We start from the raw sequence: 21134 nt of genomic DNA on the forward strand, positions 1-21134 counted from the left end.
GCTTCTTTTTTCCAAAAAAGAAGCGCTTCCTTACCTACTCAACCCCATCAAGTTCCTTGGCACTATTGATAACCCGCGTCACCATGCCATACTTGATCGCCTCATCGGCACCCATCCAGTAATTCCGGTCGGTATCCTTCTCGACCCGCTCCAGACTCTGCCCGGTCTCGCGCGCGATGATCCGGTTGATCCGCTCGCGCATCTTGATGATCTCGCGCGCCTCGATCTCGATATCCGTCGCCGGCCCGCGCACCCCGCCCATCGGCTGATGCAACAGAAACCGCGTATTCGGCATGCAGAACCGCCGTTCCTTGTTCGCCGCCAGATAAATCAGCGCCCCGGCACTCGCCACCCACCCGGTCCCGATCATCCGGATCGGCGATGTCGCATCGACAAACCGGATCACGTCATGGATCGTGTCGCCACTCTCCACATGCCCGCCCGGCGAATTGACGTACACATCGATCGGCGCATCCGCCGCGCCCGAAAGAGCCAGCAGCTGCCCGGTCACCGCCCGCGCGATCCGGTCATGGATCTCGCCGAAAATCAGCACCTTGCGCTGCTTGAACAGCCGGTTCTCCAGCTCCCCGCCAATCGGCTTGGCCTCTTTCTTCTCGGTCTCATTCGGCTCCGTCTCCGGCGCATCCTCTTCATCGGCGCGCGGGGCGATCCAGTTGCGATAGTCGCGTGTCATGCGAAACTCCTGATCTGATCCGCCCTATTCTGATGGATGCGCCCCACGCTGTCGAGACCAGCCCCCCCGGCGTCTTGACACAACCCCCGCCACATGGTGCGACACGTCCAAAGCAGACCTCACGACTGTGGCATTTATGTCGCTTACCGCCGGGCCTGCCGACATAATATGCGTGACCCGTGCTGCACGAAGGGATGGAATGAATGCGCCTCGCTGTACTGAAAGAGCGCCTGCCGGGTGAAACCCGCGTCGCCGCGGTGCCCGATTCGGTCAAAAAACTCACCGCCCTCGGCATCGAGGTCGTCATCGAATCCGGTGCCGGCACCGCCGCCGCCATCTCCGATGCCGCCCTGCGCGAAGCCGGTGCCGAAATCGTGCCGGATGCCGCAACCGCTCTCACCGGCGCCGGCATCGTCTTCACCGTCCAGCCGCCCGATGAAGCCACCCTCGCGAAAATCCCGCGCGGCGCGCTCCTCATCGGCACCCTCGGCGCCGCCGGCAACCCCGCCCTCGCCCAAACCTACGCCGCCGCCGGCATCGATGCCTGCTCGATGGAACTCCTCCCCCGCATCACCCGCGCCCAGTCGATGGACGTGCTCTCCTCCCAGGCCAACCTCGCCGGCTACCGCGCCGTCATCGAAGGTGCGGAAGCCTTCCCGCGCGGCTTCGCCATGATGATGACCGCCGCCGGCACCGTCCCGCCCGCCCGCGTCTTCGTCGTCGGCGCCGGCGTCGCCGGCCTCCAGGCCATCGCCACCGCCCGCCGCCTCGGCGCCATCGTCTCCGCAACCGATGTCCGCCCCGCCGCCAAGGAGGAAATCAAATCCCTCGGCGCCTCCTTCATCGGCGTCGAAGACGAGGAAAGCAAAGCCCAGACCGGCGCCTACGCCAAGGAAATGAGCGCTGAATTCCGCGCCAAACAAGCCGCCCTCATCGCCGAAACCGTCGCGAAAAACGACATCGTCATCTGCACCGCCCTCGTCATGGGCCGCAAAGCCCCGATCATCGTCACCTCCGAAGCCGTCGCCGCCATGCGCATGGGCAGCGTCATCGTCGATATCGCGGCAGACGCCGGCGGCAATTGCGGCGCGACCACTCCCGGCGAACGCACCGTCACCGAAAACGGCGTCACCATCCTCGGCTACCGCAACTGGCCCTCCCGCATCGGCGTCGCCGCCAGCACCCTCTACGCCCGCAACCTGCTCACCTTCCTCACCAATTTCTGGGACAAGGACAGCAAAACCCCGAAACTCCCGCCGGAGGACGACATCGTCAAAGGCGTCCTCCTCACCCGGGGCGGCACCGTGGTCCATCCCAATTTCGTGCAGCAGGCCGCCGCATAAGCCAGGCAGCCAAGCACTTCTTTTTGTGAACAAAAAGAAGCAAAAAAACTTTATTCAATGAGACCGTGCAGGTGAAACCACCCGTGACCCAGATAAACAAAAGTTTTTTGCTTCTTTTTTACAAAAAAGAAGCCCTTGCTGACCTCGCCTGCCCTCATTCGCTTACCCCGCCCAGGAGCCCACAATGACCCCAGCCGAACTCGCGGGCCAGGCCGCCAACCTCGCCCACAAAGCCTCCATCCTCGCCCAGAACGCCGCCGGTTTCGCCGCACAGGAAGCCGCGCGCGGCCCTCACGGCACCCCGCTGATCGATCTGTTCGCCGTCTTCGTCATGGCCTGCTTCGTCGGCTACTACGTCATCTGGAGCGTCACCCCCGCGCTCCACTCGCCCCTGATGGCCGTCACCAACGCAATCTCCTCGGTGATCATCGTCGGCGCCATGCTCGCCGCCGGCCTCCACGGCGATTTCGCCGCCCACGCCTTCGGCTTCTTCGCCATCATGCTGGTATCGGTGAACATCTTCGGCGGCTTCATGGTCACCGCCCGCATGCTGTCGATGTTCCGTAAAAAGACCAAGTAAGGCGCCCAGAACCATGAATTACGCATCCGATCCGGGCATCACGCTCGCCTACCTCGTCTCCGCCGTCCTGTTCATCCTCGCCCTGCGCGGCCTGTCCAGCCCGGTCACCTCACGGCGCGGCAACCAGCTCGGCATGGCCGGCATGGTCATCGCCATCCTCGCCACCCTCGCCCATCCCGGCATGGAACTCGGCGGCGTCGGCCTCATCGTCATCGCCGTCGCCATCGGCGGCAGCGTCGGCGCACTGGTCGCCAAACGCATTCAAATGACCGCCCTGCCCCAGCTCGTCGCCGCCTTCCACTCGCTGGTCGGCCTCGCCGCCGTCTTCGTCGCCGCCGCCGCCCTCAACGCCCCGCAAAGCTTCGGCATCGGCACCTACCATCATCTCCGCCTCGAAAGCCTGATCGAAATGTCGATCGGCCTCGCCATCGGCGCCATCACCTTCACCGGCTCCATCATCGCCTTCGCCAAACTTCAGGCCCTGATGAAAGGCACACCCATCACCTTCCGCGGCCAGCATTTCCTGAACCTGGCCATCGCCATCCTGATCCTCATCCTGATCATCGCCTTCGTCGCCTCCGGCGGCTCGCAAATCCTCTTCTGGCTGATCGCCCTCGCCGCCCTCACCCTCGGCTTCCTCCTGATCATCCCGATCGGCGGCGCCGACATGCCCGTCGTCGTCTCGATGCTGAACTCCTACTCCGGCTGGGCCGCCGCCGGCATCGGCTTCACCATCAGCAACTACGCCCTCATCATCACCGGCGCACTGGTCGGCTCCTCGGGCGCCATCCTGTCCTACATCATGTGCAAAGGCATGAACCGCTCGATCATCAACGTCCTGCTCGGCGGCTTTGGCACCGATTCCGGCGCGGCCGGCCCCGCCGCCACAATGGGCGACAAAACCGTCAAATCCGGCTCCGCCGAAGACGCCGCCTTCATCATGTCCAACGCCTCGAAAGTCATCATCGTCCCCGGCTACGGCATGGCCGTCGCCCAGGCCCAACACGCCGTCCGCGAAATGGCCGACCTGCTCAAGGAGGAAGGCGTCGAAGTCAAATACGCCATCCACCCCGTCGCCGGCCGCATGCCCGGCCACATGAACGTCCTCCTCGCCGAAGCCAACGTCCCCTACGACGAAGTCTTCGAACTCGAAACCATCAACAACGAATTCTCGACCGCCGACGTCGTCTACGTCATCGGCGCCAACGACGTCACCAACCCCGCCGCCAAAACCAACGCCGCCTCCCCCATCTACGGCATGCCAATCCTCGAAGTGGACAAAGCCAAAACCGTCCTTTTCGTGAAACGCAGCATGGCGAGCGGCTACGCAGGCGTCGATAACGAACTCTTCTTCCGCGACAACACCATGATGCTGTTCGGCGACGCGAAGAAAATGACCGAGGAAATCGCGCAGTCGCTGGGGAAGTAAGTAGAATGAAGGATCAACCAAAGCCCGAAGTTAATATGCAGAATATTGCTGCATTCATTTCTGTGATTTCTTTTCTGACAATTTTTTTATCTTTTTTTTGAAATTTTTTATCGTTACGTCTTACGTCGACGAATTAAATATGCGTTTCTTTGAACCGTACTTGATGAATTCTGGAAATTATGTAGTCCTCAGTGCAGCGGCCATTATTTTCTTTTTTAGTTTACCGGTTTTTTCTGGGGCAGGGTCCGCGATTTGGACTTTAAACTACGCAGACCAAAAAAATAATTCACAACCTTCATCATCCAGTCCATCTTATTCAAAGATAATATTTTATGGAATTATATTAATTTCTTTTTCTTTCTGTTTTACTTTTTTTTTCTACTTTGGTTATGTGTTTTTATCTCTTTTGTTTTGCCTTGCTTCAATACCGGTTATAGCTTTTTGGTTTTCGGGCGTTAACTTAGCGGAACTGTTATTGCCTGATTTCGCAGTTTTAAACCGGCTATGCGTTTATTGTGATCTTAAAGCGAATCAGCCTGATATAAAGAACGTCGATACCGATAGAAATGACTCTATGAAATCCAGAAAAACTTGGTCGGATGTCTGTTCGATTTCTCCCGCATATTTGCAGATTGTTGCAATTTTAGTTCCCTTTATTTTTATTCGGGGATCTAAGATTGGCATGGAGAAAATTAGTTTCTTAAATACTGTCTTCATTTCGATCATAGCTATAATATTACCTTCGTTCATTGCAATCTGGTCGTTTACTTTTACTAAAAAGTATTACCGAGATCATCCTTTAAAAGGGTTACTGTATGGTGTGTCTCCTCCAATAATATTTGTATTTTTTTTCTTGGCTGCTACCTCTAGTTTCTACTCCCAATTCTCTGAGAGAGTGATGTTTGAGTCAAATTTAGGATTCTACCAAATACGATTTTTAGAAAGCCATTATCCATCTAAGAAGAATGATAAAACATTTAGTAAAAACTTTTGTTTATTTGCAATGAATTTAGATCAATACTATATTTTTCCTATTAAAACTATCGAAAATCATGCTAGAACAATCGACAACATATTCTATTCTGTGCGAGCTTCAAATATATCTATCAAAAGCATTATTCATAAAAATAAATTTTCTAGTATGACGCAGATAAGCACTCAAAATTTTTGTCCGCCAGTTTATATCAAAAAAGCAAGCCGTAGGATGGGCCGCACTTAAGTGTCCATCCGGGAACACCTTGAATCTTTGGAGTCACTTGTGATTCCATAGCGGCGGCCCGATTCGCAGGAGCAGCCTGATGTGGACGAACGAAAACCGCGCCCGGTATGATCGCAGCAAGCTGCGCTGTCCGAGCGATTTGACGGAGGACGAGTGAGCGATCATCGGCCCGCTGATCCCGCCCGCCAAGCGTGGCGGCAACAAGCGTACGGTGAATGAGCGGCAGGTGATCAACGGGCTGATGTTCATCCTGAGCAAGCTGTAGGACGGGCCGCACTTTAGGCCCATCGATCCACATCCTTCGACCGCCAAATGCCTCAAAGTGACCCGCTCAACACGCCACATGTCGCGCCATCCACCCCGGCGTCAATGCCCGCAAAAGGTAAGGCACCAATCCGGGCGTCTACGCTTGCGACTTATCCAAACATCGGAGCAATCATATCTTTTCCGCCTTCCGAAATCGCTTTTAATGTGGAAAGGCGAATCGTCCTCTGGCCATTCTTGGCCATGGCTCCTGCTGCGTTCCACGCCAACGATCCCGCTCCATCATAGACAATCTCGGCCTCCTGAGGCGAAACCACGCGCAAAACCACAAGCCGATCACAATCCGCGTACATCGCAATCGAGTGTCCCGCCGTCATCTTGATCTGAACCTCGCGCCCCTCGGAGTCGAGCGCGTCATGGCCCGGTTCCGACATTCCGTACAGCGTCAGCCCGAGCGCCTCTGCCGCCACGACTTCGCCGATCGATCCAACCAAATGACCATCGGGCGTGAATTTTCGCCCCGGATAGGCACGCTCCAATTGCGCAACCGCTTCATAGATTTGCGCCACGGCGGGCGGCAGGGGAATCCTTCGAGTCATATATACCTCGGTTTACCAGAGAGCCGCAGCAAGCTGTAGGATGGGCCGCCCTTCAGGCCCATCGATCTACATCCATCGAACACCAGTTGCCTCAAAGCAACCCCGTGCCCCTGACAATGCCCATAACCCAACTAATGAAAGTTTCTGTGCACCTTTTTTTCAAAAAAGTAGCCCTTCCTTCCCCTCTCTCCACTTTCTCACCCCCCGCCCCCTATGCTTATAGTCCCATGTGACCCAAGCATCTCCCCCTCGTGAAGCCTTGGCCGAAAACTTCAAAGTCATATTTGAAGACTTCCGTCATGCCTGCGAGGCGGACGCCGATCACCATCATCCCGCCATCGTGAAGTTCATGGAATTTCTGTTCCTCCTGCTCGACAGCATCGCCGCCAGCCTCGCCAAAGCCGTCGCGGCCTTATCCAACCCGCTCGCACCAACCCGCGAACAACGGCACGTCCCCAATCCAACACCCGCGAAACCCCGCCGCCAGCGCACCCCCGCGCCGCGCCCGCACGATTCTGGCTGGCTGGACGATCCGTACCCCACAACCCCCATTCCCACCGAACCAACCGAGCCCGATCCCGTCGATCTCACCGCTCGCGCGGCACGCCGAGTCAGTCACGCCCCGAACATCGACCCCAAAACCCGGCCAACCGCCCACCCCTGTTGCGCCCCGCGCCGTCGCCTCAAACCGCCCCGACGAAAATCCTGCCCAACAGGAGCCCAACTCATCACGCCCATTTCGTTACGATATCAAAACAAACACGCTCTCACCCCGCAACGCTGCCCGAAATCACCTGCCGGATTCGCGCCGCCAGCGCGTCCATCGAGAATGGTTTGGTCAGCAGATGCATCCCGGCATCCAGGTGTCCGTGGCTCACCACCGCCGTCTCGGCGTACCCGGTAATGAACAGCACCTTCAGCCCGGGCCGGTTGAGCCGCCCGGCATCCGCCATCTGCCGCCCGTTCATCCCGCCCGGCAATCCCACATCGGTCACCAGCAGGTCGATCCGCGCGGAGGATTGCAGAACCGCCAGCCCCTCCGCCCCGTCGCCCGCCTCGATCGCGCCGTATCCCAGTTCCCGCAACGCCTCGACCACCAGCGCCCGCACCATCGGCTCGTCATCGACCACCAGCACGGTCTCGCCCATCCCGGCCTGCAACGATTCGATCGTCGCCAACACCACCTCGTCCGCCTCGGCATCACCGCGATACCGGGGCAGATACAGGCACACCATCGTCCCCTGGTTCGGCTCGGAATAAATCCGGACCTGCCCGCCCGACTGTCGGGCGAACCCGTAAATCATCGACAACCCGAGCCCGGTCCCCAGCCCGATCGGCTTGGTCGTGAAAAACGGGTCGAACGCGCGGGCAATCACCTCCGGCGTCATCCCGGTGCCGTTATCGCTCACGCACAGCGTCACATAATGCCCCGCCGTGAGTTCGCACGCCTGCGCCGCCCGCTCATCGAGCCGCCGGTTACCGCTCTCCACCGTCAGCCGCCCGCCATCCGGCATCGCATCCCGCGCATTGATGCACAGATTGAGCAACGCATTCTCCAACTGATTCGGATCGCACAAGGTCGGCCACAAATCCGCCGACAAGGCGAATTCCAGCTCGATCCCCGGCCCCACCGTCCGCCGGATCAAATCCTCCATCCCCGCCGCCAGCCGGTTCACATCGGTCGGCTTCGGCGCCAGCGTCTGCCGGCGCGAAAACGCAAGCAACCGATGCGTCAGCGCCGCCGCGCGTTCCGCCGCCCCCTGCGCCCCGGCCAGATACTGCTCCAGCCGGTCATACCGCTGCTGGCTCAGCCGCATCTGCATCAATTCCAGATTGCCCGAAATCCCGGTCAGCAGATTGTTGAAATCATGCGCAATCCCCCCGGTCAACTGCCCGATCGCCTGCATCTTCTGCGACTGGCGCAACTGCTCCTCGACACTCCGCCGTTCGGTCAGATCGAACGCCTCGGCAACCAGCGCGATCACCTCGTCCGCATCGTTGAGCACCGGGCGAATCGAAAAGTCGAAAATCCGCGTCCCCGCCGGCAAAGTCAGCGCAATCTCCTGATTGACCGCCTCACCCCCCGCCGCCACCGCCACCGCCTCGGCGATCAGGTCCGGCATCCCCGGCGTCGCATTGAACCACGGCGTTTCCCACAGCTTGGCGCCCACCACATCGCCAAGCGTCACCCTCGCGAGCATCAGCGCCACCCGGTTCGCCTTGAGCACCGTGCCATCCGGCAGCGTCAGCCCCTGCGCCTGCGAACCCCCGTCGAAAATCGTCCGCAGCCGCGCCTCGGACAATTCCAGCGCCTCCGCCTGTTCCCGCTCGACCGTCACATGCCTTCCGCTCGCGAAAATCGTATCGTCCTCCACCGTCGCCACCCAGGCGATCCACCGATACGACCCATCCTTGTGCAGATAGCGGTTCTCATGAAACGGCAGATACCGCGCACCCACCATCCGCACCCGCGCCTCGCTCATCGCCCGATCGTCGGGATGCACGAAGTCGATAAAATTATGCCCGATCAGGTCCCGCGGGGTCCAGCCGAGCACACTCGTCCAGACATCGTTGACCGCGCGGATCACCCCGTCGGTATCCAGCAGCAACTGCAAATCCTGCGAATGTTTCCACGCCCGGTCCCGCTCGCGCGTCCGCTGCTCGACCTGCTGCTCCAGCGTGGCATTCAGCGCCTCCAGCGCCTGCTGCGCCCGCAACCGCTCGGTCACGAGGCGGGTCCGGTCGGCAACCGTGCGGATGAACTCGATCTCGTCGGCGGTCCAGACATGAACATCGCGCCGGACCACGAAAAACAGCGCGACGAACACGCCCTGCTCGATGATCGGCACATTGACGAACGACCGTATCCCGATCCCGCGCAGCGCCTCGGCATGCGCGCGCGACCTCGCGTCCTTTTCCGTGTCCACGATCACCACGGTCTCGCCACGGTTCAGATCATCGACATAATTGCCGTACTCGCGAAACCGCCGCACCCCCGCAATCGTCGGCACGCCGGGGTCGTGATAATCGAGCAATACCTCGATCGTCTCGCTCGCGGCATCGACCAGCCCATACCCCGCCCGGCACACCCCCAGCGTCCGCGCCAGGATTTCCGCCGCGCAATAGGCGATCTCCTGAATATCGGTCATGTGGCGCAGCCGGTCGCTGAGGTCGAGCAACGCCTCCTGCCGATGCTGCTGCTCACGGATCTCGGTAATGTCCCGCCCGACCGAAACCAGCCGCTCCGGCTTGCCATCCAGCCCCGGCAGGGGCGAAATCACCACATCCCACCATTTCGGCGTGCCCTTGTGGGTGGGGCAGAACCCCTGGAACCGCCCGATCCCGCCGGCCCGCGCCTCGCCCACCGCCGCCATCGCCGCCGCGTGATCCTCGCCCTTCCATACCCGCAGCCACGAACTGCCGAGCACCCGGTCGAGGTCGGAAATCTCCATGCTCTCGATGCCGCCATCGCTGACGAACAGGGTATGGCCATCGAGGTCGAGCACCACGATGCAGTCGCGCGCCGACCGCAGGATGAGCGTATTCAGCCCCCGCGCCTCGCGCAAAGTCGCGTCAGCCGCCCGCTGGTCGGTCCGGTCGCGCAGGATCTTCAGATACCCGATATGCCGGTCCGCCTCGTCGCGCAGCGGCATCATCTCGCCGCTCGCCCAGAAACGGGTGCCGTCCCGGCGGACATGCCAGCGCTCGTCGTTCGCCCGCCCCTCCGCCAGCGCCCGGCGCATCTCGGTCTCGGGGCGGCCGATCTCGCGGTCCTCCTCGGTGAAGATCAGCGAAACATGCGTCCCGGTCGCCTCGTCCGGCGGCCAGCCGAACACTTTCTCGGCGCCAGTATTCCAGTCGATGATCACGCCCTCGGAATCCATCGCCACGATCGCGAAATCGACCGCGCTGCGAAACACCGCGCGATAGACGCCTTCCGCGTCACGACGCATTCCCGATGGTATCCCCTCGGGCCAGTCATCGGGCGAAACGACAGTGTTGGTCAGGGTGTCCATCCTTCGGGCTGAGCGCACGCGACCGGACGTGCTCGACGTCGCGGGAACGGCAGGCCTCGATATACCCTGTCCACCCCCTGCCGTAAACGCCATGTCCGACAAGGCAGGACCGGGAATGACCAACTTGTCATCCCCCGCCCGGCTTGAGCGGGCACGCCGACAGGACCACGTAAACGTGAGGATTCGCAGGAGCCCCGACATGCCAAACTGGATCGTGCTGCGCCGCGACGACGATGGCGTCATCTCGAAGGTCGATGGTCTCTGGGCCGCCGATGATGCGCAGAGCGCCATCACCCGGATGTGCGCGGAGACCGGCAAGAACGATGACGGGCGCTGGGAAGCGGAGCTGCCCGAAGATCAGGAACACGTGATGAACTGGGCGCTCGAAGCGGAATCGCGCGGGCTGCCCGAACATCGTGAGCCGGCCACCACCACATCATCCAGGGAGGATCATCACAATGGCTGACGCCAAACCGTTCGAGGACATCGACCGCGAGGATATCGCCGCGCAAACCGAGGTTCGCGAGGCCGTGGGGATTTTCGACACGCAGGACCAGCTCCAGGCGGCGATCGACGAGCTGCAACTCGCCGGATTCGACCGGTTCGAACTCGGCCTCGTCGATACCGATGCCGCACGTGATGCGCCGGCCCATCATCTGGCCGATGACCCGACCACCCCGCGCAAAAACTATGTCGCCCCGGAATCCTTCGGCGATGCCCAGGGTGGCCTGATCGCCGGCTTCGCAATGCTGCCCGCCATGGGCACCGCCGCGGTGGTCGCAGGAACCGGCGCTGCCGTCGCGGTCACCGCTGCCGCAACGGTCGCCACCGGCGGGGTCGGTGCGCTGGTGGGTGGCGCCCTCGCCTACATGGCGACCCGCAAGCGAGCCGACACTCAGACGACCCAGGAAAACCAGGGCGGCCATCTGCTCTGGGTTCGGGTGCGGACCCCCGGGCACGAGCAGAAAGCCCTCGACATCCTCCGCCGCCACGCCGCCCATCACGTGCACACCCATGACTAGGCTGCGCTAAAGTTCGGCGACCTCGGTAATGCCCTGAATCATTTTCACGGCCTGTGCGAGGCGCGGCGAGACGTTGAAGCCGCCCGGCAAAGCGATATCGAGCCGCGCATTGCTCGGCACCCGGGGCGAGACCAGAACGCGCCCCTTGCCGCGCCCCTCGCGTTCCAGCAACGCCCGCAACGAGGCCACCGCCTCGATCCGGTCGAGTGTGATCCGGATACCGGAACCGGCATTGGCGGCGGCGCGGTCGAGCGGTTCGGCATCGAGCGCGGTGATGCGCAAACTCTCCCCGTCCATCCGCAATTCCACCGTCACCAGCAGCATGGTGCCCTCGGTGAGCACTTCGCGTGAGGTGGCGAGGATCTCCGAGAAAAACGTCACCTCGAATCCGCCGGTCTGGTCGGACAGCATCACCCAGGCCATCCGGGTGCCGCTCCGGGTGGTGCGTTCTTTCCGCCCGACCACGGCGCCTGCGAGTTTGGCGCGGGTGATCCCGGCGCGGCCGGTGGGCTCGATCCGGTTCGAGGGTATCACACCGAGGCGCTTGAGCACGCCAGCATAGGAATCGAGCGGATGGGCGGTGAGGTGAAAGCCGATCGCGTCGGCCTCGAACCCCAGGCGCTCGAATTCCGGCCAATCCGGCGTGTCGGGCAATTGCAGCGGCTCGGGCGCGGCGGCGGTGGCGAACATGCTGATCTGGCCGGAATTGCGGTTATCCGCCTCGGCCTGAGCACGCCTGATCAGGGTTTCGGCCCCGGCCATGACGCGGGCGCGGTTGGGTTCCAACCGGTCGAAGGCGCCCGCCTTGGCCAGTTGTTCGATCTGCGCCTTGTTGAGCGATTTCGGCTCCACCCGTGTCGCGAAATCCGCCAGATCGCGGAACGGGCGGTCGGCCCGGACCCGCGCGACATCCTTCATCGCCCCCTCGCCGACCCGCTTGATCGCGGCCAGCGCATAGCGAATTCCCAATGTCCCGTCCGGTTGGCGCTCGACGGTGAAATCGGCGACTGATGTGTTGATGTCGGGCGGCAGCATCGGGATGCCGAGGCGAACCGCATCCTGTTTCAACGCGGCAAGCTTTTCGTGGTTGGTGTGCGACAGGCTCATGCACGCGGCGATGAAGGCGGCGGGATGGTTGGCGCGCAACCAGGCGGTCTGGTAGGAGAGCAGGGCGTAGGCGGCGGCATGGGATTTGTTGAAGCCGTAATCGGCGAATTTGGCCATCAGGTCGAAGACCTCGATCGCCTTGGCCTCGGTGACGCCTTTGGTTTTCGCGCCATTCACGAAAATCTCGCGCTGCGCGTCCATCTCGGAGCGGATCTTCTTGCCCATCGCGCGGCGCAGCAGATCGGCGGCGCCGAGGCTGTAGCCGCCCATGACCTGCGCGATCTGCATCACCTGTTCCTGATACACGATGACGCCGTAGGTTTCGGCCAGGATTTCGGTAATTGCAGGGTGCAGCGATTCCCACGCCTGACCGTGCTTGCTGGCGCAATAGGCCGGAATATTGGCCATCGGACCCGGGCGGTTGAGGGCGACGGCGGCAATCAGGTCCTCGAACCGGTCCGGTCGCATCTGCTTGAGAACGTCACGGAAACCCTGGGTTTCGAACTGGAATACCCCGCCGGCCTCGGCGCGGGAGAGCATTTCGTAGACTTTTTTGTCGTCGAGCGGGATGCGCGCAAGATCGATCTCGGTGCCGAGCGTGCGCAGGAACTTCACCGCCCGGTCGAGAATCGTCAGCGTGGTCAGGCCCAGAAAATCGAACTTCACCAGCCCGGTCAGCTCGATATATTTCATCGAATACTGGGTGATCAGCGTGTCCGAGCGCGGGTCCTTGTACAGCGGCACCAGATCGGCGAGCGGGCGGTCGCCGATCACCACACCCGCCGCATGGGTGCTCGCATGGCGATACAGCCCTTCGACCTGAAGCGCGATTTCGAGCAGGCGGCGGATCGCATCGTCGGTGTCGCGCATCTCGCGCAGGCGGGGCTCGGCCTCGATCGCCTCGGCCAGCGGGATCGGCTTGGCCGGGTTGTTCGGCGTCGCCTCGGCCACCCGGTTGACCTGGCCGTAAGGCATGCCCAGCACCCGCCCGACATCGCGCACCGCCGCCCGCGCCTGAAGCTTGCCGAAGGTGATGATCTGCGCCACCCGGTCCGCCCCGTATTCGCGCTTGACGTAGTCGATCACCTCGTCGCGCCGCTCCTGACAGAAATCGATATCGAAATCCGGCATCGACACACGCTCGGGATTGAGGAACCGCTCGAACAGCAGGTTGAACGGAATCGGATCGATATCGGTGATCAGCAGACAATAGGCCGCCAGCGACCCCGCGCCGGACCCACGGCCCGGCCCCACCGGAATGCCCTGCGATTTCGCCCACTGGATGAAATCGGCCACGATCAGGAAATAACCCGGAAACCCCATCTGCTCGATGACGTTCAGCTCGAATTCGAGCCGTTCGGCATACCGCGCCGCCGTCGCTCCATCGGCGTCGATCGCGGCGAGCCGGGCGGCCAGACCTTCGCGCGCCATCGCCCGCAACGTCTCGGCCTCGGTGCTGCCGGGGCGGACCTTCGGACAGATCGGCAGCAAGGGCTTGCGGGTGGGTGCGGCGATCGCGCAGCGCCGGGCAATGTGCAGTGTGTTGTCGCAGGCATCCGGCAGATCGGCGAACAGGTCGCGCATCATCCGCGCCGGCTTGAACCAGTGCTCGGTGGTCACCCGGCGACGCTCGGCCTCCGACAGCAACCGGCCTTCGGCGATGCACAGCAGCGCATCATGCGCCTCGTGCATGTCCTGCCTGGCAAAGAAACACTCGTTGGTCGCAACCAGCGGCAAACCCGCCGCCTCCGCCAACTGGATCAACCCCGGCTCGATCGCACGCTCCGCCGGCAAGCCGTGGCGCTCCAACTCGATCGCAATCCGGTCGCCAAACGCATCGCCGAGAGCCGCCAGCAGCGTTTCAGCCTCCGCGCGCTGGCCCTCGCCCAGCATCCGCCCCAACGGCCCGAACCGCCCGCCCGTCAACAGCATCAACCCCGCCTGATGCTGGCGCAATACATCCAGCCCGATCTGCGGACGGTTCATCGCATCCGAATCGAGAAAACTGCGCGACGACAGTTTCGAAAGATTGTCGAACCCCACCGCATCCTTCGCCAGCAACACCAGCGGATCAGGCGGCAGACGCGGCTGATCGGCGCGGGAGAGCGCCACCTGACAGCCAATGACCGGCTGAACCCCCTTGTCCACACATGCCTTGGAAAACTCGATCGCCCCGAACAAATTCGACGTGTCGGTCATCGCAACCGCCGGCATCGACTCCGCCCGGGCCAGCGCCGCAATCTTGTCCGGCTTGATCGCCCCCTCGGACAAGGAATACGCGGAATGAACCCTCAAATGAACGAAATCAGCATGCCCCATCAGGCGAGCGTAGCACGAAATGGACGGGCAGCGGCAAGCAAGGCGAGGGGCTCTGCCCCTCGACCCCGCCAAAGGCGGAGCCTTTGGAATCCACTAGTTTTGGTTGGGGGAGGGCGATCCAGGCAACTGCCGTTCAACGGCACGGCGCATCGCCCTCCCCCAACCAAAACTAAAGGGTTCTAAGGGCTCAGCCCTTAGCGGGGGTCCAGGGGGCAGCGCCCCCTGGCCTTCCTCACCGCCCGGTCCATTTCGCTTCGATCACGCGGGCGCCGGTGGGGATGGGGGTTTCGCGGGTTTGTTGATCTTCGTTTTTGCGGATGGCGTTGAGCAGGACGAAGAGGACGGCGGTATTGAGCATGCCGGGGGGGATCCATTGGATCATGCCGCCGATGAGCTGGTCCTGGATGGGGGAGATCGAGGGGTAGAGCCGGCCGCAGAGATCGTAGAAATCGTAGTAGTTCACGGTGGAGAGGGCGACGGTGGCGGCGACCAGGATTTGCGGGAACATGACCAGGAATCCGGTGGCCATGCGGAACAGGTAGGAGGTTCCGGCTTCGGCGCGGGGTCGCGGGTCGAGCACCACGAGCCAGAACAGCAGGCCGGAGGCGAGCATGGCGATGTTCATCACCGCGTAGAGGGGTGGGTTGATCATCGAGGCGAAATCGACCGAGGGCAGCAGCCACACGTCGGTTACTGCGATCATGATGATTGCGGCGACGATCGGGTAGCGCAGGAACGCGAGCGGGCGGCGAAGAGCGGGGCGGGTGGTGAGAGCGATGAGTTCGGCGGGGACGCCGCGGGCGAGCGTTTCGCGAGGCCAGGCGAAGGCGATCAGGAACGGGCCGAAGACGCCGAGCGTCATCTGCTGGAGGCGGTTGAGGAAGAACATGTGCTGGGCGGCGTATTCGAAATGGGTCTGGGCCACGATGTAGATGGACGCGACGCCGGTGAAATAGCAGATCCGCCGCCAGAGCCGGGGCATGTCGGCGGGGCCGGTGCGGCGCAGGCCGCGTGCGTACCAGAAGCCGAAGATCAGGGTGAGGCCGAAGATCGGGGCGTTGAAGATGAACGGGGCGATCCAGGGCAGGTCGGCGGGGACGTAGCGGCACGCGAGGTCGATGACGATGCCGGCGAGCACGATCGCGGTGATCGCCCGCCGGTCGGTCTGATCGAAGCGGTAGCGTGGAGCGGTCAAATCGGAACTCCGGCGAGGACGCGGCTGGTGCGGATGGTTTGCAGGGTTTGCACGCGGGTGACGTTGGGGGCGGCGGTGAGTTGTTCGGTCAGGCGGTTTTCGTGGGCGGCGTCACGCGCGACGAATTTCAGCAGGAAGTCGCCGCCGCCGCGGATCATGTGGCATTCGCGCAGTTCCTCCCAGGCGCCGACCTGTTGCTCGAACGCGTCGAGCACGGCCTGGCGCTGGCTGTCGAGCCCGACGATGGCGAAGAACTGGATCTGCCAGCCGAGTTTCTGGGGATCGGTTTCGGCGTGGTAGCCTTTGATCAGGCCGGATTCCTCAAGCCGGCGCACCCGGCGCAGGCAGGGTGGGGGCGAGATGCCGGCGCGGCTGGCGAGTTCGACATTGGTCATCCGGCCGTTTTCCTGCAGTTCGGTGAGGATACGGCGGTCGATTTCGTCGAGTTGCGGCAGGTCGGCGGCACGGCCGGTGTTCGGGGTGGCAGACAAATTTGCAGAGGCCGGAGTGTTCGGCATTCATTTCACCGGTGACAGAGTTAGACGCGTAATATAATTACATATCGCCGGTGAGGGTCGATGTGCAAGGTTGCAGCCTCGCGGCAGGGGTGGGGTTGGTGCTTGTGCGACGCGGCGCAAGCCCGATATGATGGATTTGTGCGACGATTCCGGCAGCTTCCCGCCGCGATCGAAACGAGCGACGAGTGAGGACGATGGCTGAAGCGGGGCAGACGACCGGGGCGCGGGTGTTGATCATCGGTGCCGGACCGGCGGGATATACGGCGGCGATCTATGCGGCGCGGGCGAATCTCGAACCGGTTCTGGTCGCGGGGCTTCAGCCGGGCGGTCAGCTGACCATCACCACGGATGTCGAGAATTATCCCGGCTTCGCGGATGTGATTCAGGGCCCGTGGCTGATGGAGCAAATGGAGGCGCAGGCGCGCCATGTCGGCACGCGGATCGATCACGATATCATTACCTCGGTCGATTTCACGGCGCGGCCGATGCGGGCGGTGGCCGATTCGGGGATGGTTTATCTGGCCGATGCGATCATCATCGCGACGGGGGCGCAGGCGCGCTGGCTCGGCCTGCCGTCGGAGCAGACCTATCAGGGCGCCGGGGTTTCGGCTTGTGCGACCTGCGATGGATTTTTCTATCGGGGCAAGACGGTCGCGGTGGTCGGCGGGGGGAATACCGCCGTCGAGGAGGCGCTGTATCTGACCCATCATGCCAGCAAGGTGACGTTGATCCACCGACGCGCTTCGCTGCGGGCGGAAAAGATACTTCAGGACCGGCTGTTTGCGAATCTGAAGGTCGATGTGATCTGGGATCACGCGGTCGATGAGATCCTCGGGGCGGGCACGCCGCCGGTGGTGACCGGCGCACGGCTGCGCAACACCACGACCGGCGCGTTTCGTGAGATTGCTGTGGACGGCGTGTTTATCGCGATCGGGCACGATCCGGCGACCAAGGTGTTCCGTGGTGCGATCGACATGGATGGCGAAGGCTACATCACCACGGTTCCCGGCAGCACGCGGACCTCGGTGCCCGGTGTGTTCGCCGCCGGGGACGTTCAGGACCGGATTTACCGCCAGGCGGTGACGGCGGCGGGGTCGGGCTGCATGGCCGCGCTGGAAGCCGAGAAATTCCTTGCCGAGCACGCGCAGATCGATCGGCGTGCGGCGTGACAATCATAATGGGGCACACATGCCGCAAAAGGGGAAGCTCATCGTGACAGGCAATCATATGGACTGGGACAAGCTGCGGGTGTTTCACGCAGTGGCGGAAGCCGGCAGCTTCACCCATGCGGGCGATACGCTGAACCTGTCGCAATCGGCGGTGTCCCGCCAGATTTCGGCGCTGGAGGAGGCGCTGGCGGTGCCGCTGTTTCACCGACATGCGCGCGGGCTGATCCTGACCGAGCAGGGCGAGCAGCTCAACCGGACGGTGCGCGAGGTGTTCGCCAAGCTCGCGATGACCGAGGCGCTGCTGGCTGAAAGCAAGGAGCGTCCGGCGGGGCGGTTGAAAGTCACCACCACGCATAGTTTCGGCGTGGCGTGGCTGGCCCCCCGGCTGAAGGGATTTCTCCACCAGTATCCCGATGTCAGCATGACCCTGCTGCTCGACGATGTCGATCTCGACCTTGCGATGCGTGAGGCGGATGTCGCGATCCGGATGCATCCGCCGCGTCAGCCGGACCTTGTGCAACGCTCGCTCGGAGAAATCCGCTGGCAGATTTTCGGCTCCGAGGATTATCTGAAGAGCGCGGGCAGCAAGCCGGAAAAGCCGGAGGATCTCGACCAGCACCGCCTGATCCTGTTCGGTGATCGCAAGCCGCCGGTCAGCGATGTCAACTGGCTGGCCGGGCTCGGGCGGGCCGATACCGCGCCGCCGCGCACCGGGGCGCTGGAAGTGAACTCGTTGCAGGCGATGCTGATCGCGATTCGCAGCGGGCTCGGCATCGGCGCGGTGCCGGAATATCTTGCCGAGGACACGACCGGCATGGTGCGCCTGCTGCCCGACGCGAAAACGCCCAAGATCGACATGTTTTTCGTGTATCCGGAAGAATTGCGCAATTCCAAGCGGGTCGGTGTGTTCCGCGACTTTCTGGTTCAGGAGATCGGCCGCCGCTGAGGTCGCGAAAGCCGTGCGCGTCCCTGATCCGGGGGACGCGCAGACGGGTTATGCGACAATTTCATGGCGGGTTCACATGATGAACCCTTCCATTGTGCTATAGCGAACATACTTGATGAACAGATCGTTCAGGCGATCACAGAATTCGGTGCTTGGCACCGTCCGATATCCGGCTCTTACCGGCCGGATGGGGACCTTCGGGTCCCAACGTCTCCCAGACGTGAAGCCTCCCTGTTGACTTGCCCTGCCGGATTTTTCCGGCGGGGCATTTTTTTATCCCCAGGTGAAGCCGAACCGGATGAGCGGCGCTGCTCTTGTGAGAGCGTATTTAGAAGCACTTGCCGCCACGGACAATCTCAGGCGACGGCTCCGGCAGCAATTCGACGGTCGGTGTTGCAGGCAAGACACGTTTTGATGATCGTCCGCGCGGCGCGATGCATGGTGGAAGCCGAAAGCGCGGGCTGGCCGGCATAGGCGGCGGGCATGTCCGGCAGGCACGGGAGATGGACGAACCCGGCGCGCAAGTTTGGAAATTCGGTGGCCGCGAGGTGCATCAGGCTATAGAAGGCCGCGTTGCAGACATAGGTGCCGGCGGTCTGCGAGATTTCGACCGGAATCCCGGCATCATGGAGGTCGGCCATTGCCGCCTTGATCGGCAGGGTGGAGAAATAGGCGGCGGGTCCTTCGGCGATGACGGGCCGATCGACCGGGGCGTCGCCATTGTTGTCCGGAATTCGCGCGTCGATCACGTTGATCGCCACCCGTTCGAGGCTGATGGCGGCACGTCCGGTTGCGAGGCCGAAAGCGATCACGAGGTCGGGGCGATGCGCGGCGATCACACCGCGGAGCCGCGCCTGCAGGGGAGCGAAGGCGCAGGGCAGGATTTCATGGGCCACCATTGCGCCGACGATCCTGCCGCCGCCGAGGCGGGTGGCAAGGAGGGCGGACGGGTTGATGGTGTCGCCGCCGAACGGTTCGAAGCCGGTGACCAGGACCTGCATGATTCTCCTATAGATGAAGCCGCGCGATCATGCGATGAGGTCGCCATGCGGTGGTATTTCGCGATCGACGAACAGGGCGCGGCGGGCGAGGCGGGGGATCTCGCGAAACTCGCCGTGATCTCAAGCCGCCTCTGCCCGGGGCTGGAGCCGCGGCTGTTGTATCATGGCGCACGCGGCGCGTTGACCGAGTGGATGGACCGGCATGGTGTGATGGTGATCGACGCTGCCCCGCCCTGCCTCGATGCCATGGCAGCGGCGACCGCGCGCGGCACGTTTCGGGCCTACTCGCTCGGCCACTGGCTGCGCCTCGCGATCCCGCTGATCGACCACGATGCCGAGTTCGTCCTCTACACCGATTGCGACATCGCCTTCCTCCGCCCGATCGATTTCGGCGCGATCCGCCCGAACCTGTTCGCCGCCGGACCGGAATTCGCACCGGATCGCTGGGATTATTTCAATTCCGGCGTCATGGTGCTCAATATGGCGGCGATGCGCGCGGTCCAGCACGGTTTCGAAACCGTGATCCGCACCCGGCTCGACGAAGACAACGGCGCGCATTTCGACGATCAGGTGGCGCTCAACGAAGCGTTTGCCGGGCACTGGTCCCGGCTCGACCCCGGCCTCAACGCCAAACCCTACTGGCCGCACGATGCCGGGGCCGGTATCCTGCACTTTCACGGGCCGAAACTCGGCGGCATGGGCGCGATCGCGACCGGCGGCTGGAACTGGGACGACCCGACCGCCGCCCGGATCGGCGCGTTATGCGATGCCTACCCGACCCGGTACGTCGCGTGGCTGTCCGATCTCGCGGAACGGCTGCAGATGATCGATCTCGACACAGCACTCCGCCTCCACCGCCTGGCGGGACAACTTGCCGTTCATGCGCGGTCGGGCGCGCCCCGGACCCACGATCTGTCGTTCATGCGTCCCTGACCGGCTCGACCCCGCGCCGCCCGCCGAGAATCGTCCGCAAATCGCCGCCGGGTGCGGGCTTGGTCGCCATTTCCAGACCGGCCTCGATCGAGGCCAGATGGGCGCGCATCATCGCCGCCGCCGCCGCCGGACGCGGCCCCGACAAGGTCTCGATCAGGCGATCGTGATCGTCGGCCCGGCAGCACACCGCGCCGTCCCGCTGGAACAGGGCGATGATCAGCGAGGAGCGAGCGACCAGATTGGCAATGATGTCGGCCATCACCGGATTGCCCAGGCCCCGGGCGAGTTCGATGTGGAACGCACCGGACTGGCCGATCATCGCCCCCCGGTCATGCGCGCGGGCCGCCGCCGTCTCCGCCGCGCGGCAGGTTCGCAGACGGTGAACCACGCCTTCATCGAGTGCAATGGTCCGCGATGCGATCAACCCGGCCTCGATCAGCCGCCGCGCCTCGAACACCGCCCGGGCCTCTTCGGCGGTCGGGCACGCCACCTGCGCGCCCCGCCCGGGTGGCAGGGCGATCACCCCCTCATGCGCGAGCGCGAGCAGAACCCGGCGGATCCGCATCCGGCTGGTGGCATAGATCGCCGCGAGTTCCTCCTCGGTCAGCCGGGTACCGGGCAGCAGGCGCTGTTCGACGATTGCGGCGTGAATCGCTTGGAAAACAAGAGTTTCCGGCGCGGTCAGCCCGGTCATTGCCCGCAGCGGCGTCGGGCCGGTGGGGTCGAGCCCTTCCGTAATCGGGGCGATATTGTTCACAATCCTGAAGTTTTTTGTTGACA

At 62.8% G+C, this 21134-nt stretch carries 17 protein-coding genes and 1 pseudogene; 10 read left to right on the forward strand and 8 right to left on the reverse strand.

Annotated features, from left to right (window positions below):
* Positions 1 to 34 precede the first annotated feature (34 nt).
* Entirely contained in the window at positions 35 to 694 is a 660-nt protein-coding gene (locus SIL87_RS16245; RefSeq protein WP_319615173.1) for an ATP-dependent Clp protease proteolytic subunit, read from the reverse strand.
* A gap of 203 nt (positions 695 to 897) precedes the next feature.
* On the opposite strand from SIL87_RS16245, the gene SIL87_RS16250 reads away from it, so the two are divergent.
* The 5 genes and pseudogenes from SIL87_RS16250 to SIL87_RS16270 form a co-directional block, all read left to right on the forward strand.
* Positions 898 to 2037, forward strand: a complete 1140-nt coding sequence (locus SIL87_RS16250) for a Re/Si-specific NAD(P)(+) transhydrogenase subunit alpha (protein ID WP_319615174.1) — start codon at positions 898 to 900, stop codon at positions 2035 to 2037.
* Positions 2038 to 2221: 184 nt separating this feature from the next.
* A complete protein-coding gene (locus SIL87_RS16255; RefSeq protein ID WP_319615175.1) occupies positions 2222 to 2617 on the forward strand; it encodes a proton-translocating transhydrogenase family protein in 396 nt (131 codons plus the stop codon).
* A 13-nt stretch (positions 2618 to 2630) separates the two neighbouring features.
* Entirely contained in the window at positions 2631 to 4046 is a 1416-nt protein-coding gene (locus tag SIL87_RS16260) for an NAD(P)(+) transhydrogenase (Re/Si-specific) subunit beta (RefSeq protein ID WP_319615176.1), read from the forward strand.
* Positions 4047 to 4209: 163 nt separating this feature from the next.
* Complete coding sequence (locus tag SIL87_RS16265; protein WP_319615177.1) at positions 4210 to 5265, forward strand: hypothetical protein; 1056 nt, start codon at positions 4210 to 4212, stop codon at positions 5263 to 5265.
* A gap of 79 nt (positions 5266 to 5344) precedes the next feature.
* Positions 5345 to 5521 (forward strand): annotated as a pseudogene (locus SIL87_RS16270) (transposase); the annotation flags it as partial.
* A 160-nt stretch (positions 5522 to 5681) separates the two neighbouring features.
* On the opposite strand, the gene SIL87_RS16275 reads toward SIL87_RS16270, so the two are convergent.
* Both SIL87_RS16275 and SIL87_RS16280 read right to left on the reverse strand, forming a co-directional pair.
* Positions 5682 to 6098, reverse strand: a complete 417-nt coding sequence (locus tag SIL87_RS16275; RefSeq protein WP_319615178.1) for a DUF6998 domain-containing protein — start codon at positions 6096 to 6098, stop codon at positions 5682 to 5684.
* A gap of 797 nt (positions 6099 to 6895) precedes the next feature.
* The gene (locus SIL87_RS16280) at positions 6896 to 10144 is read right to left on the reverse strand and encodes a PAS domain-containing protein (protein ID WP_319615179.1); all 3249 of its coding nucleotides are present in this window, start codon (positions 10142 to 10144) and stop codon (positions 6896 to 6898) included.
* Between the two features lie 199 nt (positions 10145 to 10343).
* Between SIL87_RS16280 and SIL87_RS16285 the strand changes: the two genes are divergently transcribed.
* Positions 10344 to 10610 carry a hypothetical protein gene (locus SIL87_RS16285; RefSeq protein ID WP_319615181.1) on the forward strand — a complete coding sequence of 89 codons (267 nt, stop codon included), beginning with the start codon at positions 10344 to 10346 and terminating at the stop codon, positions 10608 to 10610.
* The gene (locus tag SIL87_RS16290; protein ID WP_319615182.1) at positions 10603 to 11166 is read left to right on the forward strand and encodes a hypothetical protein; all 564 of its coding nucleotides are present in this window, start codon (positions 10603 to 10605) and stop codon (positions 11164 to 11166) included. Before SIL87_RS16285 ends, SIL87_RS16290 begins: the two co-directional genes overlap by 8 nt.
* A gap of 6 nt (positions 11167 to 11172) precedes the next feature.
* Here the strand turns inward: SIL87_RS16290 and dnaE are convergent, their stop codons facing one another.
* The 3 genes from dnaE to SIL87_RS16305 all read right to left on the reverse strand — a co-directional run bounded on the left by dnaE (position 11173) and on the right by SIL87_RS16305 (position 16305).
* The gene (gene dnaE, locus SIL87_RS16295) at positions 11173 to 14592 is read right to left on the reverse strand and encodes a DNA polymerase III subunit alpha (protein ID WP_319615183.1); all 3420 of its coding nucleotides are present in this window, start codon (positions 14590 to 14592) and stop codon (positions 11173 to 11175) included.
* Positions 14593 to 14824: 232 nt separating this feature from the next.
* Positions 14825 to 15787, reverse strand: a complete 963-nt coding sequence (locus tag SIL87_RS16300; protein ID WP_319615184.1) for a cytochrome c oxidase assembly protein — start codon at positions 15785 to 15787, stop codon at positions 14825 to 14827.
* Positions 15784 to 16305: an Lrp/AsnC family transcriptional regulator gene (locus SIL87_RS16305; protein WP_319615185.1), complete on the reverse strand. Its 522-nt coding sequence runs from the start codon at positions 16303 to 16305 to the stop codon at positions 15784 to 15786. Before SIL87_RS16305 ends, SIL87_RS16300 begins: the two co-directional genes overlap by 4 nt.
* Positions 16306 to 16499: 194 nt before the next feature.
* Between SIL87_RS16305 and trxB the strand changes: the two genes are divergently transcribed.
* Together trxB and SIL87_RS16315 are read left to right on the forward strand one after the other, a co-directional pair.
* Positions 16500 to 17474, forward strand: coding sequence for a thioredoxin-disulfide reductase (gene trxB, locus SIL87_RS16310; RefSeq protein WP_319615186.1), 975 nt, complete (start codon positions 16500 to 16502; stop codon positions 17472 to 17474).
* 58 nt (positions 17475 to 17532) lie between these two features.
* Positions 17533 to 18420 carry a LysR family transcriptional regulator gene (locus SIL87_RS16315; RefSeq protein ID WP_319616002.1) on the forward strand — a complete coding sequence of 296 codons (888 nt, stop codon included), beginning with the start codon at positions 17533 to 17535 and terminating at the stop codon, positions 18418 to 18420.
* 356 nt (positions 18421 to 18776) lie between these two features.
* Here SIL87_RS16315 and pcp read toward each other — a convergent pair whose 3' ends face one another.
* Positions 18777 to 19421 carry a pyroglutamyl-peptidase I gene (gene pcp / locus SIL87_RS16320; RefSeq protein WP_319615187.1) on the reverse strand — a complete coding sequence of 215 codons (645 nt, stop codon included), beginning with the start codon at positions 19419 to 19421 and terminating at the stop codon, positions 18777 to 18779.
* 45 nt (positions 19422 to 19466) lie between these two features.
* On the opposite strand from pcp, the gene SIL87_RS16325 reads away from it, so the two are divergent.
* Positions 19467 to 20354 (forward strand): glycosyltransferase family protein, encoded by an 888-nt coding sequence (locus SIL87_RS16325; protein WP_319615188.1) that lies wholly within the window; start codon positions 19467 to 19469, stop codon positions 20352 to 20354.
* Here SIL87_RS16325 and SIL87_RS16330 read toward each other — a convergent pair.
* The gene (locus SIL87_RS16330) at positions 20341 to 21111 is read right to left on the reverse strand and encodes a GntR family transcriptional regulator (protein WP_319615189.1); all 771 of its coding nucleotides are present in this window, start codon (positions 21109 to 21111) and stop codon (positions 20341 to 20343) included. The two genes, SIL87_RS16325 and SIL87_RS16330, sit on opposite strands and share 14 nt — an antisense overlap.
* Positions 21112 to 21134 lie beyond the last annotated feature (23 nt).

This window comes from Acidiphilium acidophilum (assembly GCF_033842475.1).
GTDB classification, from domain to species: domain Bacteria; phylum Pseudomonadota; class Alphaproteobacteria; order Acetobacterales; family Acetobacteraceae; genus Acidiphilium; species Acidiphilium acidophilum.

Coding starts and splice junctions, on each gene's coding strand:
- SIL87_RS16255 (WP_319615175.1), top strand. CDS start 2,222: ATGACCCCAGCCGAACTCGCGGGCCAGGCCGCCAACCTCGCCCACAAA.
- SIL87_RS16305 (WP_319615185.1), bottom strand. CDS start 16,305: ATGCCGAACACTCCGGCCTCTGCAAATTTGTCTGCCACCCCGAACACC.
- SIL87_RS16285 (WP_319615181.1), top strand. CDS start 10,344: ATGCCAAACTGGATCGTGCTGCGCCGCGACGACGATGGCGTCATCTCG.
- dnaE (WP_319615183.1), bottom strand. CDS start 14,592: ATGGGGCATGCTGATTTCGTTCATTTGAGGGTTCATTCCGCGTATTCC.
- pcp (WP_319615187.1), bottom strand. CDS start 19,421: ATGCAGGTCCTGGTCACCGGCTTCGAACCGTTCGGCGGCGACACCATC.
- SIL87_RS16245 (WP_319615173.1), bottom strand. CDS start 694: ATGACACGCGACTATCGCAACTGGATCGCCCCGCGCGCCGATGAAGAG.
- SIL87_RS16280 (WP_319615179.1), bottom strand. CDS start 10,144: ATGGACACCCTGACCAACACTGTCGTTTCGCCCGATGACTGGCCCGAG.
- SIL87_RS16265 (WP_319615177.1), top strand. CDS start 4,210: ATGAATTCTGGAAATTATGTAGTCCTCAGTGCAGCGGCCATTATTTTC.
- SIL87_RS16260 (WP_319615176.1), top strand. CDS start 2,631: ATGAATTACGCATCCGATCCGGGCATCACGCTCGCCTACCTCGTCTCC.
- SIL87_RS16290 (WP_319615182.1), top strand. CDS start 10,603: ATGGCTGACGCCAAACCGTTCGAGGACATCGACCGCGAGGATATCGCC.
- SIL87_RS16250 (WP_319615174.1), top strand. CDS start 898: ATGCGCCTCGCTGTACTGAAAGAGCGCCTGCCGGGTGAAACCCGCGTC.
- SIL87_RS16325 (WP_319615188.1), top strand. CDS start 19,467: ATGCGGTGGTATTTCGCGATCGACGAACAGGGCGCGGCGGGCGAGGCG.
- SIL87_RS16315 (WP_319616002.1), top strand. CDS start 17,533: ATGGACTGGGACAAGCTGCGGGTGTTTCACGCAGTGGCGGAAGCCGGC.
- trxB (WP_319615186.1), top strand. CDS start 16,500: ATGGCTGAAGCGGGGCAGACGACCGGGGCGCGGGTGTTGATCATCGGT.